The 15,129-nt window shown below is 64.4% G+C and carries 17 protein-coding genes; 1 reads left to right on the forward strand and 16 read right to left on the reverse strand.

The genetic code is table 11. The features are described 5' to 3' along the window. Nucleotides 1–93: 93 nt before the first annotated feature. From MJD61_03755 to hemL, 16 genes are all read right to left on the reverse strand, one after another. Complete coding sequence (locus MJD61_03755; protein MCG8554391.1) at nt 94–267, reverse strand: hypothetical protein; 174 nt, start codon at nt 265–267, stop codon at nt 94–96. A gap of 69 nt (nt 268–336) precedes the next feature. Then, on the reverse strand, nt 337–1,905 hold the full coding sequence (locus MJD61_03760) for a hypothetical protein (protein ID MCG8554392.1): 1,569 nt from the start codon (nt 1,903–1,905) through the stop codon (nt 337–339). Nucleotides 1,906–2,163: 258 nt separating this feature from the next. Further along, nucleotides 2,164–3,147 carry a CAP domain-containing protein gene (locus MJD61_03765; GenBank protein MCG8554393.1) on the reverse strand — a complete coding sequence of 328 codons (984 nt, stop codon included), beginning with the start codon at nt 3,145–3,147 and terminating at the stop codon, nt 2,164–2,166. Between the two features lie 176 nt (nt 3,148–3,323). Continuing rightward, entirely contained in the window at nt 3,324–3,698 is a 375-nt protein-coding gene (locus MJD61_03770; protein MCG8554394.1) for a hypothetical protein, read from the reverse strand. Beyond that, a complete protein-coding gene (locus tag MJD61_03775; GenBank protein MCG8554395.1) occupies nt 3,695–3,910 on the reverse strand; it encodes a hypothetical protein in 216 nt (71 codons plus the stop codon). Before MJD61_03775 ends, MJD61_03770 begins: the two co-directional genes overlap by 4 nt. Nucleotides 3,911–3,977: 67 nt before the next feature. Beyond that, the gene (locus tag MJD61_03780) at nt 3,978–5,153 is read right to left on the reverse strand and encodes a DUF1343 domain-containing protein (protein ID MCG8554396.1); all 1,176 of its coding nucleotides are present in this window, start codon (nt 5,151–5,153) and stop codon (nt 3,978–3,980) included. Between the two features lie 13 nt (nt 5,154–5,166). Next, on the reverse strand, nt 5,167–6,108 hold the full coding sequence (locus tag MJD61_03785; protein ID MCG8554397.1) for an aspartate carbamoyltransferase catalytic subunit: 942 nt from the start codon (nt 6,106–6,108) through the stop codon (nt 5,167–5,169). Between the two features lie 31 nt (nt 6,109–6,139). Further along, the gene (gene pyrR, locus MJD61_03790; GenBank protein ID MCG8554398.1) at nt 6,140–6,703 is read right to left on the reverse strand and encodes a bifunctional pyr operon transcriptional regulator/uracil phosphoribosyltransferase PyrR; all 564 of its coding nucleotides are present in this window, start codon (nt 6,701–6,703) and stop codon (nt 6,140–6,142) included. A gap of 97 nt (nt 6,704–6,800) precedes the next feature. Beyond that, the gene (locus tag MJD61_03795; protein ID MCG8554399.1) at nt 6,801–8,606 is read right to left on the reverse strand and encodes a hypothetical protein; all 1,806 of its coding nucleotides are present in this window, start codon (nt 8,604–8,606) and stop codon (nt 6,801–6,803) included. 121 nt (nt 8,607–8,727) lie between these two features. After that, a complete protein-coding gene (locus MJD61_03800; protein ID MCG8554400.1) occupies nt 8,728–9,387 on the reverse strand; it encodes a DUF2239 family protein in 660 nt (219 codons plus the stop codon). Between the two features lie 100 nt (nt 9,388–9,487). Continuing rightward, nucleotides 9,488–10,051 carry a cytochrome c maturation protein CcmE gene (locus MJD61_03805; GenBank protein MCG8554401.1) on the reverse strand — a complete coding sequence of 188 codons (564 nt, stop codon included), beginning with the start codon at nt 10,049–10,051 and terminating at the stop codon, nt 9,488–9,490. A 139-nt stretch (nt 10,052–10,190) separates the two neighbouring features. Further along, complete coding sequence (gene atpE, locus MJD61_03810; GenBank protein MCG8554402.1) at nt 10,191–10,505, reverse strand: ATP synthase F0 subunit C; 315 nt, start codon at nt 10,503–10,505, stop codon at nt 10,191–10,193. A gap of 244 nt (nt 10,506–10,749) precedes the next feature. Further along, complete coding sequence (atpB, locus tag MJD61_03815; protein MCG8554403.1) at nt 10,750–11,535, reverse strand: F0F1 ATP synthase subunit A; 786 nt, start codon at nt 11,533–11,535, stop codon at nt 10,750–10,752. A gap of 108 nt (nt 11,536–11,643) precedes the next feature. Beyond that, on the reverse strand, nt 11,644–12,081 hold the full coding sequence (locus tag MJD61_03820) for a hypothetical protein (GenBank protein ID MCG8554404.1): 438 nt from the start codon (nt 12,079–12,081) through the stop codon (nt 11,644–11,646). A 4-nt stretch (nt 12,082–12,085) separates the two neighbouring features. Continuing rightward, nucleotides 12,086–12,352 carry an AtpZ/AtpI family protein gene (locus MJD61_03825; GenBank protein MCG8554405.1) on the reverse strand — a complete coding sequence of 89 codons (267 nt, stop codon included), beginning with the start codon at nt 12,350–12,352 and terminating at the stop codon, nt 12,086–12,088. A gap of 114 nt (nt 12,353–12,466) precedes the next feature. Beyond that, nucleotides 12,467–13,756, reverse strand: coding sequence for a glutamate-1-semialdehyde 2,1-aminomutase (gene hemL, locus MJD61_03830; GenBank protein MCG8554406.1), 1,290 nt, complete (start codon nt 13,754–13,756; stop codon nt 12,467–12,469). A 223-nt stretch (nt 13,757–13,979) separates the two neighbouring features. Here hemL and MJD61_03835 point away from each other — a divergent pair, with 223 nt between their 5' ends. Beyond that, on the forward strand, nt 13,980–15,011 hold the full coding sequence (locus MJD61_03835; protein MCG8554407.1) for a MoxR family ATPase: 1,032 nt from the start codon (nt 13,980–13,982) through the stop codon (nt 15,009–15,011). Nucleotides 15,012–15,129 lie beyond the last annotated feature (118 nt).

Here is a 15,129-nt window from a genome sequence, read left to right on the forward strand (position 1 = left end):
CGGGACCTGGACTTGTTTACCCGAACCGCCTTGGGACGCTGGGGAAGCCGGCCAGCCAGACGCGGGCCAGGGCGACGCGGCGTCGGGTCAAGGCTAACCACGGCGTGGCCGCACCCGAACCGCCACCTCCTGACCCTCACGCTGGCTTCGTGCGGCGATGTGATCGTGCACGTCTTCCAAGAAGACGCGCGCCGCTACTATGACCTCGAAACACTGTGGATGGACGATGGACGCAGCCCGGGTATCGGTCGATTGATCGGGTGCCACCTTCGAACCTTGTCGAGTCTCACCGCCGGAGGCGGTGGCTTGCCGGAATCGAGTGAGGGCCCTTGGCCGTCACGGCGGCAGCGCGGGGACCTTCCACAGCAGGATGTCGTACGTGTAGATCTCGGGGCTTGCCGACTGCAAGGTAACGCCGTTTGGAAAGAGCATCGTGCCGCTGAAGTCGCCGGACGCCACCGCAGACCCGTCGTTGGGGTCCACGGCGAGATCCTCGAGGTTGCTGTCCTCGTCGCTCGATGCGGTCCTCGTCCAACGCAGCACGCCGTTGAGATCGTATTGCGCGATCGAATCCTCGTGAGCTTGGGTGCGGGGCAGTGGTGACCCCAGGCTTCCGCCCAGGTACAGGAAGGGCCCTCCGACAGCTAGGTTTCTCGCTGGATCGTCGAACACCTCGACACTGTAAGCGCGATCGTCGCCGGCGAGCCCGATGGCCTTGACCCATAGCAGGTTGCCCGCCGCGTCGTACTTGGCCAGGAACTGATCGTAGGCCGTGTTGGAAGCGGATTGGATCGCGGCATCCGTCAGCGTCTCGATGCACGGCGGCGGAACAGGGGAGCTCGGATCGAAGGGGGGAGGTGGTGGCAGAGCACCGGGCAGAACCGCAAGGCGAGGAAAGAAGGCGCAGGCGCGGAACCAGCCAGCCACGTACACGTTGCCGATGGAGTCGTGGGACACGCCGCCTGCGCGTGTTTGCTCGCCTGGATAGCCTGCGTGAGTCGCCCACAGCACGCGCCCGTCGAACCCGTAGTGCGCGAGCACCACGTCGGTGTTGCGACCGGGGCCGCCGTAGTCGGGCACGACGATGTCCCCACCGAAACCATCGGTGAAGTGCTCGGCGGCGCCTCCAGCCAGCTCCCCGAGCACTATGTAGCTGCCATCGGGCTCCACGGTAGCGTCGCGACCACCCGAATGGTCCATGGGCCCACCGGCTTCATCCAGCCACAGGATCCGGCCGTCCGCGGAGAATCCCGCCACGAAAAGATCCCGGGTGCCTTGCGCGGTAACGCTCAACGCGCCGGGTGGGGCGGCGATACTCAGCCTGCCCTGAAAATCCCCCGTGACCACGATGTTGCCGGTACCCTTGTCGATGGCCACACCGAACCCCCTGGCGCTCGCCTCGAGCCCGGCGTCGGGCTCGACCGTGGCTGTCCGGACCCAATCTAGAGCACCGGTGTCCCGGTACTTGGCGACAAAGAGATCGAGGTAGTGCGACATGAGCTGCGCCGGGGGGCCGAAGTTGGCCTGACCTACGAACATCCCGACGATGACCACGCTGCCATCGATCGGGTTGACCGCGACGGAACGCACCTCACCCTCCCCGCCCGTGCCCATGGCCGAACGGACCCACTGCACCGTGCCGTCGGGCCCGTACTTGACCAGGAGCGGATCCTCGTCCGCGTTGGTATTGAAAAGCATGCCGCCCGCGCTCAACGCGCCCGCCTGCTCGAGCGTGAGCCCCCAGCAGTGGAGCGCCACCATGCGATCCGAGTCGGACAGCTTGCCCACCCCCGCGCCCAGGTAGACGCTTCCATCCGGTCCGACGGCCACACTGGTACCGTAGTCGTCCGTGATGCCCCCGATGCAGCGCGCCCAGTCGCCGGCAAGCCCGCTACCGCTGCGCATGCAGCTGGTTCGTAGCGCGGCAGGCGGAGGAAACTCGGTGCAGGAGCGCCCTGGAACCGGTATCGGAACCGCGCCCCCCGGGGTGGCCGGAAGCGGTCCGGCTCCAGGTCCGCCTGGCGAAGGATCCCCCCCCCCACAGGCGGCAATTCCTACCAGCACACCAGCCCAGGCCCACACTGCAGCCTCGATCTTCACCCAGCTGTTACTAACCCGGCCCCAGGTCCTTTGCCAGTCGGCGCCCCCGCAGACGGCTCCCCGCTAGCGCGACCCGAAATTCTGGGTCCAGTAGATGCGGTCCCGGGGACCCCATTGGGTCATGGCCTGCGCGAGAAAGGCACCCACGCCAAGCTCCCGGAAGCTTGCCCGCATGATGTTCATGCAGTGGCCCGGGCTTTCCATCCAGGTCTGCAGCACCTCCTCCGGGCTGCTCTGCCCAAAAGCGATGTTCTCGCCGGAGGCGCGCCAGCGGTAGCCGGCGTCGGTCATGCGGCGGGATGCGCTCTTGCCGTCGGGGTTGGTGTGCTCGAAGAAATTCCGCTCCGCCATGTCCTTGGAGTGCAGGCGGGCCGAGCAGCGCAGCGCCGCGTTGGGGGTTAGCGGCGGCGCCGGTGCGAGCTCCACCGAACCGCAGATCGCCGGCATCGAGCGGCGTTGATTGACCAGATCGAGCACGCGATCTTCGAACTGCGCCATCATGCCGTGCCAGACGGAAACGGGCTGACAGTGGGGCGTTCCCGGCACGCCCCCGGTCACGGGCGGAGGCGGAGCCAAGGTACCGGAAGCGCCCGCAGCGCCGCCTATCCCGCCCATGCCGGCAGGCCCAGGATCCACGCAGGTGCCGGACAGCGGAACGCATTGGCGCATGCCGGAGGACGTGGTGATGCAGGCGTAGCCATCGGGGCAGGCCGACGCCGCGCAGTCGCGCGCGCAGAAGCGCTCCCCGGTCGAGCGCACGGTCAGGCACAAGTCGGCGGCGGCCCCGCACTGCGAGTTGTTCTCGCAAGCACTGCACAGCCCGCCGAGCCCTTGAGGAGGCTGCCCGGGAAAGCCAGCCGGACCCCCGAGCCCTCCGGTGCCCTGCGGGCTCGCCTGCCCGCCCACACCGGCCGCGGAGGGCCCACCCGTACCTGCGAAGGAACCCCCCATCGCCGCCCCGGGCGCGCCCAGGAAGTCGTTGCTCGTGCGCAAGCCACATCCGCCGGCCGCCAACGCGGCTGCGAGCGCGCAGCAGATCGACCGCAACGCGCGTCCACAACACCGGATGGGATCGCCGTGCACCAAAGCGCCTCAAAAGTGTAGCGCAGGTCCATGCGCCTGGCTCCTTGTCATGACCGCCGCCTATTTATAGTCACGCACCGCGCAATCTATACGAACCGCGCAGTCTATACGAACCGCGCAGTCCGTGAGCTCCGACGCACTCAGACCCAAGACACCCTCACGTCTGGAAACGCCTGCGCGAACGAGCTCAGGTCATCGACATCGCTCGTGTAGACCGCGTCCCCGCGTTGCGCCGCCGAGGACATCACGATGGCGTCGATCGTGTTTCGTCCTCCCACCATGCGCAGCGCCTTGCCCGCCACGCGAGACAGCGCACCCGAGAGCGGCTCGATTCGCACTGCCAAGCCGAGAATCTTCTCGGCGTCATGCTGTTGTCGATACCACTCGGCCACCACCACGGAGGGAATCGTGACCGGCAACCTGTGGCGGTTTATCGCCGCGAGCACGTGAACCATCCTGCCTGTTCTCCGCTCCAGGCCGATCAGCGCACCGGTATCGAACGTCACTCCCCTCACTCGGCCAGCTCCTTCTCCACTCTCGCGATTTCCTGCTCATCGAGCCTGCCCTTGAAATCACCCAGGTAGCGCTCTTGTGCGGAAAAGGCTCGCAGTTGAGCGAGCCCCTGTCCGAGGATCGCCGATAGGCTGGTCTTGCGTCGTCTGGCTAGTGCGCGTGCCCACTTCACGTCCGTCTCGTCCAGCGTCACGCTCACTTTCGTCGCTGCCATGCGAATCACGCTATCCTACCAAGGTAGGATTGTCGAGCCGCCCACATCGCCAGTGTGCATTGGGCGCTCAGTAGAGCAGCGATGGCTGCCTCTGCTGGTCGAAACGCAGTGCGCCTTCGTGTTCCCGCGCGATCACCTCCTCGAGACCCGACCCGGAATCGAGCGCCTGCCGGTATTCGGGTCCGCCGGTCAGCAGATCGATCGCAGGGCGCTCGGTTTCGAATTCGTAGGGTTCGCGCCGCCACGCGAAAGCGTCCGGTGCCTGCATGCGCGCGGCTGCCAACAGAAGCAGGTACAGCTCGTAGGCGCGCAGGGCATCCGGCTCGGTCACGTGCACCTGGACGCCTCCACATACCTGGCCAGCATGTTTGTGGAAGGCCGGCTCGAAGGAAACGGGACGCAGGCGAGCGCCCGCAACGCGTACGGACCCGGCAAGAGCAGCGCCATCGAGGAAGGGAGCACCCCAGATTTCGAACGGGCGCGTGGTGCCGCGCCCCTCCGACAGATTGGTGCCCTCGATCAGACAGCCGCCGGGGTATACACGGGCGGTGTCCGGAGTTGGCATGTTGGGTGACGGCAGCACCCACGGCAGGCCTGTCTGCTCGAAGCGCATGTCGCGCTGCCAGCCCTTCATGCGCAACACCGTCAAGGCAGCTTCGTCGATGCCATCGACGCGCCGCGCCCAATTGCACAACTCGCCGAGCGTCAGCCCGTGACGCACGGCCACGTCGAACAGCCCCACGAAAGAACGGTAGCCGGGGCGCTGCGGCGCGCCTTCCACGATCTCGCCTCCCAGCGGATTGGGCCGGTCGAGCACGATCGTGTGGACGCCCGCGCGCGCAGCGGTGCGCAGCATCAGGGCGGCAGTCCACGCATAGGTGTAGTAGCGGCTGCCCACGTCCTGCAGGTCGACCACAACCGCGTCCAGCCCGCCAAGCCAGGCCGCGTCCGGTTGCAGCGCATCGGCGCTGGCGGCGTACAGCGAGAAGATGGGCAGGCCGGTTCGCAGATCACGCGCGTCGCTGACGGCGACCATGTCTTGAGCACCGCCGCCAAAGCCGTGCTCGGGACCGAAGAGCGCGGCCAGGGTGCAGCCGGCATCAAGCAGGATATCGCGGGCGTGCCGCAGCGTGCGATCCACGCTGGCGGCATGGGCCAACAGACCAAGCCGCTTGCCGCGCACCAGAGCCAGGGCCTCCGAATCCCCGGCCGCGATTCGCTCCAAGCCTGTTGCAACCCGCATCGACATCGTGAGGCTAGCCAACCTTGCTCGACGGCAGAGACGGCTCGGCGGCATCCTGATCGGGCTCGCTCTCCTGCGCCAGCAAGTACAGCAACGCCATGCGTACGGCCACCCCCGCCTCGACCTGATCAAGCACCGCGCTGAACGCGCTGTCCGCCAAGGCCGGGTGGATCTCCACCCCTCGATTCATGGGACCTGGATGCATCACGATCGCGTCTTGGCGTGCACGCTTCAGCCTGTCCTGGCTTACGCCGAACTTGCGACTGTACTCGCGCAGGGTCGGAAGCAGACTGCCACGCAATCGCTCGCGCTGCAGCCGCAGCAGCATGACGACGTGGGCACCCTCGAGGGCTTGGTCGAGATCGCTGTAGGGCTTGACCCCGAGGGCGGCCGAGTCTCGGGGCAAGAGCGTTTCCGGGCCGACTATTCGGACCTCGCAGCCGAACAGCTGCAGCAGCTTGGCGTTGGATCGGGCTACTCGTGAATGCTCGACGTCGCCGCATATGCAGACCGTCAGCGCGTTCAGAGTCCCGAGCGTGCGTTGAATCGTGAAGGCGTCCAGCAACGCCTGGGTGGGATGCTCGTGGGATCCGTCGCCTGCGTTGACCACGCTGCAGCGCAAATGACGTGCGACGTAATGGGGAGCGCCCGAAGAGCCGTGGCGCAGCACCAGGAAATCGGGATGCATGGCCTGCAGGGTCCTGCAGGTATCGAGCAGGGTCTCGCCCTTGGTAACGCTCGACCCGGAAGCAGCGACGTTGACTACGTCGGCCGAGAGTCGCTTGGCAGCCAACTCGAACGACGTGCGTGTCCGCGTAGACGCCTCGAAAAACAGGTTGATCACGGTCTTGCCGCGCAGCGTCGGTACCTTGCGCACCGGACGCCGCGAGACCTCGAAAAAGGCGCTCGCGGTATCCAGCACCAATCGCACATCGGCGGCGGACAAACTATCCATGCCCAGCAGATGCTTGTGACGAAAGCGACGCTCAGTCACCCGAAGCTCCCGGCGACCCACCTTGCCACTCGACCACTGCGCGATCCGGCGTGGCCGAATCGAGGACGACGTTGAGCATGCGTCCCTCGGGTACGTCGACGCTCCGCCCCACGAAATCGGGCGCTATCGGCAGCTCGCGGCCTCCGCGGTCGCAGAGCACGCCAAGCCATACTCGCCGGGGCCGGCCATAGTCGAGCAGACACTCGATGGCCGCCCGCGCCGTACGCCCCGTGTGCAGCACGTCGTCCACGACGACGATATCCCAACCGTCGACATCGAAGGAGACGTCGCTGGGGCCGATCTTGGGATCCGGAAGCGCGGTGGCCGCGTCGTCGCGATACAGAGCGATGTCCACCGTGCCCACCGGCACTGCTCGATCCTCGGCTCGGAGCAGCTCGGCTGCAATGCGCCGCGCGATCGGAACACCACCCCGCCTGACGCCCACCAGACCCAGACGCTCGATCGTACGCGTGCGTTCAATGATCTCGTACGCCATACGTCGGACGATGCGAGCGATGGCCTGCCCGTCCAAGAGCACCTCGTAGCCGTTGGACACGACCCGCGATCTACGCGCTGCCGTCCAAGGTAGCAAGCCATGGCCGACCCGACCCGGGTTGGGGCCGGGCTGCCCAGTCCTCGCCGAAACCCACGAGTTATTGCGACCGATGCCCCTGTAACACGTCCGGAAGTAGATGCATAATCACCAATTCGTCCGGCTTTTCCGCCCAGCGCTCCTTCACCAGATCCGGGTCGAATATCTCCGACCACAAGTCGCCCCGTTCGAGACATCCGTCGATCAGCGGCTTTGCCACATCGTTCCAGTAGCGCTGGTTGTCGTATTCACGCCGGTTAGCCGGCGTCATCCAAGTTGGAGAAACGCCGCTCCCCGAATCCGTCATCTCGTTGACATCATACGCAAACGCAGCATTCCCCTTCTGTACATCCGTGTCGTATGGGACGTCGGACCAATCTGGTGCGTTCACCCCGACGATGTGCTTATGAAATGGATCGTTGAGCTTTTCTTGATCTTCCGGACAAGCGAAGACGGCCCGGATGAATTCCGGATTCAGAAAAGGGACTAGGATAATACCAGGTTGCGAGCTGATTGCACCTTGACGCTCTCGTCGTGTCCTCTCGTAGAGGTAGAAGAACTCCAATCGGGCAGTGCCCGTCAGACCGAACGAATCCGCTTGCCTGCAAGCCTCCTCAATAATCTCGCGAACGCGGTTCTTTACGAGCCTTCGAGTGAAGGGCGGAATCTTCTTCGTCAGCCTTTCGACGAATCGTTCATCCTGCCCGGCCGCTCTCGACTCTGTGAAGCCAATCTTCTTCAAGTAAAAGGCTCGCCCAATCTCACCGTGGTGTCCCTCGATCGAGACCCCACCGCCATCCAAGCTGTTCGCGTTGGCAAGAAACGTCTTGTGTTTGTGCGCGGGCCGATATCCACCCTGCCAGAGTAACGCGAGGTGAATAGCCCTGCGACATTGATCAATATGGGCCGGAGGTGGTCTGGGATTGCCTCGAACCTCCAGGGGAAGATTGGCGATTCTCGCCAAGTCCTTCGCGACCATCAGATCGGGGTTTCCCGTCCGGTTGGTAACGCGAGCCCGGAACTCCATACCCAACGCGCGAAGTGACGATGCCACGGCACGTGTATCTCGACCACCCGACAGACCGACTTCTGGATCTTCCGACATCTGTGGCTGCGCGGCCTTGAGCTGCTTGAGCAGCGAACAGCGGGCCATTTCCAGGCAATCTTCCCGCGGAAGATGCCCGGAGCCAATCCATTTGGATAAGACATCATGCTGCGTTCTACTCACGCGTTGTGAGCTGATTCGCAGCTCGGTAGCTGGGTCGAGAAATCTGATCGCTCTATAGCCGGTCAAGTTCATCGGGAACCAGCCCAACGTCCAACGAACGGCCCAATCTTCTGGCACCGGTTCAAGAGGGACACCAAGTGCCCGAAAGGAAACTATTCGATTGGTGAGAGCCCATTTTTGGCGACTTTGATACTCAAAGAGCTGCGACCGCCCCAGCCCGTCATTCTGTGCGAACACTTCGCCGGTCCGCTTCGACGCCCAGATCAGCGAGAACGGCGGCGAAATGTCACGCAACAACGGAGCAGGGTCTTCCCGCAGCTGGCGTCCCAGGGTCAGCAGAAGGCCGTCGTCCTGACAGTGCGTCCCGTTTGCCGCCAGAATTGCGCGGGCGTTAACCGGGTAGTTCGGAGCGAGTGCCCAGCGCTCGGTATCCTCTTCAAAGAACGGTGGTTTCCACCCCTGCACGGGCAGCTCGAGAATGACAAGGCTCGCCACGGGGGTTTGTCGAATGGTCGCCTTCGGAAGCATCTTGAATAGCGGCGCGAAGGTGCTCCGCAGATTCGCGGCAACACGCTCAGGATCCCAGCCCTGTTCCTGCGTGCGACGCCATAACAAGAATATTACCATGGCAGTTGCCATAGCCGACTCGACCCGGGTTGGCGACACCCGGGCTTCGAATCCGGCCCAACGTCGGGTTGGTGCCGACCCGACCCGGGTTGGGGCCGAGTGGAGCCGGAGCCGGCCCCGACCTGGGTTAGGTTTAGGGCCTGACGGTGCCGGCCCGACGCGGGTTGACGCTTGCCGGTGGCGGTTCACTGACCTGCACGCGATCGATGAACCTGTGCATTTGGCCCTGGATCGCCTCCGGCCAGCCTTCGATAAGCCTGCGAAAGGCGCTGAAGTCCTGGGCGAACAGCGCTCGACCCGCCTCCTCGAACCCCGGCAGATCCCCGGCCAGATCCCACATCATCCGGTGCGCAGCGTCGATCGCACGCTCTCGAGCTCGCTCACTCGCACGCGCTTTCATGTCGGCGTCGACCAGCCTGCGCAGCGTGGCCGACGCGCTGCTACGCTGCTCGCGCAGCCATTTCCAGTGCTTTGGCAGCAACGACACCTCGCCCGATATCACACCCAAGCGGGGTCTCCCGGGCCCACGCTTGCCGGGGCCAGACAGCTCCTCGACCGCAGCTCCTTCGGCTCGCTTCTCGACAGCCAGCCGGTCCAGGACATCCTTGATGGAGCCCCGTAGGTCGAGCTCGAGCAAGCTCGCGCCTTCCTCTTCATAAACGCAGATTCTGGCGCCGGCGTCCTCGTCGTGGCTGCGTTTGGCGGCCCTTACCACATCTGCAAGGCCTCCCCGCGCCAGCAGCTCGTGCCCCACGAACCCCACGAACACCCTTTCCTGAGCTTGATTGGACATCGCCCGATTATTACCCGGCCACAATCCGAGCGCAATATCATCCGGGTAAAAAAAGCAACGCCGGTTACGAATTGAGGATTCCGTGCCGAGCTGTTTCGCGTCAGTACGGCGAGGTCGGGCCGCGGAGGGCGGAGAGGTCGTCCCCCACAGGTGGGTGCGGCATCTGCTCGCCCTGCTCGAAGCGCTGCTTCATTTCGTACTTGGACGGGCACTTGGGCACGACCTGGTTGGCCAGGAAGCTGTTGTCCTCTTGCAAGCGCCCCTGGACTGTCACGCTCAGTCCCACACCGTCCTGAAAGGTATCCGGAACGATGCACTGGGGAAAACGCACGGGAATCCGCTGGCCCTGTTTCTCGATCACGAACCGCCACTCGCAGGGACGCTCCCGGAACCGAAGCGAACCCTTGGTCAGATCCCCCTCGATCCGCAGCTCGCGCCCACGAAAGCTATCCGGGGCGGCCGCGACCTCATGGACGAGCTTGGAGTACACGAACGCATCCGAGGCCTGACTGCCAAACAGCAAGAACGCCAGCGCGGCCCCAAGCATGACCAGCACCGTGATGACCTTGAGAAACGGCGGGAGGCCGGCCCGCTCGCCCAATGTCTCCGCCGCTCGGCCCGCGGGCTGCTCGCTCCTGGGCTCTGACTTCGGATTCTCGTGCATCGCACAAAGTATGACGCCGCGCAGTGCCCCGAGCCAGGTGCGCCTCGAGCGCGCCATTCGGTGCAAGGGCACACGCCGTTACCGCAAAGAGTCGGCTACCACACGGGTCGCCCCTGCGCCGTCACCGGCGACGGGGTCATCACTTCAGTAGCAGCATGATGGCGATCACCAAAGCGTAAATGACCAACGACTCGATCAAAGCCAAGCCGAGAATGAGCGGCGTGAAGATCTTGTCGGAGGCATTGGGATTGCGTGCGATCCCTTCCAGTGCGGAAGCTGCAGCGCGTCCCTGACCGATCCCGCCACCTGCAGCCGCGATTCCGATCGAGAGACCGGCGCCAAGGTAAGCAAACGCCCTGATGTCGTTCTCATTCGCACCCTGGTCCGCAAAAGCCGTCGCTGTGGTCAACAACGGAATCGCGAAACCAACAAAACGAAGCCATAGTGTTCTCATCGGAGATCCTCCTTGAACCATATCACAGGGTCGCCGCCTGAGCCCCGTTCGGTTTGAATACGTGATGCAATCCAAGCATTTCGTTCCAGACCCGAAGGCCCTTCAGCCCCGGAACGAGGCGTAGCAGGGCTACGCCACAGTGAGGAGCGAGCAGGCAAGCCGGGTCTGGGACGAAAGGTGCGGGATCGCATAGGATTCAAACCGGTCGGCGCTCTAGGGGCGGGGGACGAGAAACCGTGGCCACTCAGTGGTCCCCCTGTTCGATGGCCATGGCGATATACACGGTTGACAACAAGCAGAAAACCAATGTTTGTACGGTTACTACGAGGGCACCCAACAGGAGCATGGGGATCGGGATGAGGAAGGGGGCCAGCTCGCCGAACTGGTCCAGTACCCGATGATCAGCGTCCATGTTTGCCGCCAGCCGCACGGACAGCGACAGCGGTCGAACGAGATGGCTGACGGTCTCCAAAAACAGCATAAGCACTATGAGGGGCGCTGCACGCCACTTCACGATGGGACCGAGGAAATGTTTGAAGTAGCTCAGACCGTGGTGTTTCACCCCGTAGACGTGAGTCACACAGAAGATCACCAGCGCGCAGGCCAACGTGGTGTCGAGCTTGTTGGTCGGTGGTAGGAAGCCGGGAATCAAACCCAGACTATTCGAGAAAAAGATGAAGAACGCGCAGGTTCCAATCAGCGGCAAGAAATGACGAGCGGCCCGTGGGCCCATGGAGTCGGCCATGAACCGATAGATGGTTCCGACGAAGAGCTCTGCGAAGGTTCGCAACGTGAGCCGATCCTCGGGCACCAGCCTGTCGGGTCCCGCGGCTTTCAGACTGCGGGAAGTCGCGAGGGCTAGGACGGCCAACAGCAGGACGATAAGCACTGCGCCGTACACGTGGGCCACGCTGACCGGCTCGCCCATCAGCCAGGTCTTGCCGTCAGCGCTGAACGGCATCAGCCGCACCAAGGCCTCGAGCTCGCGGTCAAAGGGAAGGAAGCTGAACCAGGATTGTCCGTGCGGCATGGTAGATTCCGGACGGCGTGCGGCTGCCCTTGGAGCACCGGTCGGTTTCGGCGCTCTAGATAGACCCAGTCCGCAGGAAGCGCCAGCTTTCCGCCTGCTCCGTTCGGCTTAGGGCCCGCCTGGACTGGGCGAACATGGATCTCGTCCTAGGCGGTGTGTGAGGTCAGGCCGCTGCCCGCCGCGAACTGGCCGGCTACGGCTAACCCTGCCCGAAAGTGACAGGCTCGCGAACGGACCGCAAACAAGTGCAGCCAGGCCCATCAAGAACGGGCCGCCCTCCACGAACCCACCCGCCACCAGCACCGCAACTGCCGCCAGAAGCGCGGCGAGCTTGAGGAAGAGCAGCACGAAGTAGCGTGGCCTTCTGGTGCGGGTGAGGCGCCGGACGACAAAGCAGAGCAGCAGCCAGTTGGCGACGGCTATAGCCACGCCGACTGCGCAGCTCGGGACGAACTGGCGGCCCATCGCGAAGAGCACGATCGTGCAGGCAGCGAGACCGGCAAACAGAATGTGAAGCGAAGACGAGTAGTTGAGCGAAGCTCTCATGGTTCTATGCACCAACGTCGGGCGGGTCATCCCGATTAAGGACATGGTCGGGGTTAAGGACATTCTTGAGGGACAGGAGACGCTTGAGTCCAAAAAGTGAGCCAAGAAAAACCCCGCCCAATGTCAGGTAAGGTGAGGTTTCGAAGGCGCCATCCGCCCAGTAGCCTCCCGCCGCACCTGCGCAGGTGAGCGCTGTGACTTCGACACCGACCGCTGCGACTCGCCCGACCGCGCGCAGCTGCCTGCGACTCTCCGGGCCCGGCCACGACATGAGCGCCGCCTCGTCCGCGCGCCTCCAGGGCCTGCAAGACCGTGACGGAACGCCCGGTCAAACGCGGCAGGTTTTTACCACCGTCCCTAGGTCGGGTCAAGGACGCAAGCCCGCCTACAGCATCGCAAAAGCTCTACGCGCCGCCTCGCGGGTGACTTCGAACTCATCGTCGCCATGGGCGAGCGAGCAGAAACCCGCCTCGTACTGGGATGGCGGCCAATAGACCCCCTGATCGAGCATGGTCCGGTGCCAGCGGCCAAAAGCTTTGGTGTCGCAGGCCGCCGCGTCTTCCCAGCAGCGCACAGCCCGGTCGCAGAAGAACGGAGTCAACATGGAGCCCGATCGCTGAATCCGCACGGGCGCGCCGCCTTCCTGCGCCGCTTCCGAAAGGACCGCCTCTAGCCGGGCGCCCGCGCGATCCAGGCGATCGTACACGCCAGGCTGTCGCAGCAGCGTGAGCGTGGCGATGCCCGCTGCCACGGCCAGCGGGTTGCCGCTCAGGGTGCCGGCCTGATAAACCGGGCCGAGCGGAGCCACCGTTTCCATGATGTCGCGGCGACCCCCGTAGATGCCAACCGGCAGCCCGCCCCCGACGACCTTGCCGAGGGTGGTCAGGTCCGGACGCACGCCTAGCAGCTGCTGAGCCCCGCCCAGCGCCAGCCGAAAGCCGGTCATCACCTCGTCGAAAATGAGCACGCTGCCGCTCTGGCTTGTCAGTTCCCGCAGCGACCGTAGGAACCCCGGGTCCGGGGGTACGCAGCCCATGTTTCCGGCCACAGGTTCCACGACCACGGCTGCAATTCGGCTCCCCATGACGGAAAAGAGCTCGGCAGCGGCCTCGGCGTCGTTGTAGGGCAGGAGCACGGTGGTGCCGGCAACCGCGGCAGGGACGCCCGCGCTGTCCGGGACGCCCAGCGTGGCCGCCCCACTGCCAGCTTTCACGAGCAGATAGTCGGCCCCGCCATGGTAACAACCCGCACACTTCACGACGAAATCACGCTCTGTGTAGCCACGGGCGGCGCGCACCGCACCCATGACGGCCTCGGTCCCACTCGAGGTCATTCGGAGCATCTCGATAGAGGGAACGGCGTCTGAGACCAGCTCTGCCAACTGGACCTCGGCTTCGGTGGGAACTCCGTAGCTCATGCCACGGCCCGCGGCCTCGCACACCGCAGCCACCACGGTCGGATGAGCATGACCCAAGATCATGGGCCCGAACGACCCGATGTAATCGACGCAGCGCCGCCCATCTGCAGTCAGCAGCCATGCCCCCGTCGCGCCTGCGGCGAAGACGGGTACACCTGGAACGGCTTTGAAGGCCCGGACCGGGGAATTGACACCGCCTGGGAGCCTCTGGCAGGCGCGGCGAAAGAGCTTCTCGGACGTCGGCGTAGTCGTTGACATCGCTGCAGACTGCCGCGTCGGAAGCCAAGTCACAAGGGAGCCCCGGCGATCGCATCCAACCTCCCCGACGGTCTCGACCTGGAGGGGAATAGAGGGGAATAGGTGGCACGCCCTGTGTGTTGCCTAGCGACAGACGGCGTGTTAGCGAGTGCGCGGTCGTGTGTCCCGGAACCGGCCGGCGATTGGCCGGACCACGGGCAGCCGGCAGCCGCGAGGAGTCCACATGTACAGCGACGTACGAGCCATCAACGATCTCGTCGAAAAGGAAAGCGCTTTCGTGGACGCGATCATGCACGAAGTCCGCAAGGTGATCGTGGGTCAGGAGCAGATGCTGGAACGGATGCTGATCGGTCTGCTGACCGGTGGGCATGTGTTGCTCGAAGGCGTCCCCGGTCTGGCCAAGACGCTCACGGTCAAGACACTGTGCGACACGATCTCGGCGAAGTTCCAGCGCATTCAGTTCACGCCCGATCTGCTGCCGGCCGACCTTATCGGTACGGTCATCTACAACCAACAGCGTGGGGATTTCACGGCGAAGAAAGGACCCATCTTCGCCAACCTTGTGCTCGCTGACGAGATCAATCGCGCGCCGGCCAAGGTACAGAGCGCATTGTTGGAAGCCATGCAGGAGCGACAGGTCACGATCGGCGACGCGACCTTCCCCCTGGACCGACCCTTCATGGTGATGGCCACGCAAAACCCTCTGGAGCAGGAAGGCACCTATCCGCTGCCCGAAGCCCAGGTGGACCGCTTCATGATGCACGTTCGGGTGGACTACCCGAACCGGGAGCAGGAGCGGCAGATCATGGAGCGCATGACGGACCACGAGCTCAAGGTCCCCGGGGCTGCAGCCGGTGACGGCTCGACCGGCGCCCTGCGGGTACAGCGCGTGGTCAGCCCCGCGGACATTCTGCACGCACGCAAGACGATCGGCCACGTGTACGCCGACGACAAGATCAAGGACTACATTATCGATGTGGTGACTGCCACACGTGATCCGGCCGCTATCGGACTGAAGGACTTGCGGGATATGGTCGCGCACGGGGCATCGCCTCGCGCTTCGATCGCGCTCAACCTGACCTCCCGCGCGCACGCGTTTTTGAGGCACCGGGGTTTCGTTACGCCCGAGGACGTCAAGGCGGTGGGGCCCGACGTGCTGCGTCACCGCATCATTCGCACCTACGAGGCGGAAGCCGAAGAGGTAAGCAGCGACCAGATCGTGCGCCGTGTCTTTGAGGCGGTGGAAGTGCCCTAGAACAACGGGCCCTCACCGAGTTGTGCAAGTACCCACTGTTCCAGGGCACCAGGTTCCTTCGTGATCCCCCGCGAGATCGTCAAAAAGCTGCGCAAGATCGAGATCCATACCGCGCGTC

This window comes from Pseudomonadota bacterium (assembly GCA_022361155.1).
Lineage (GTDB): Bacteria > Myxococcota_A > Polyangia > Polyangiales > JAKSBK01 > JAKSBK01.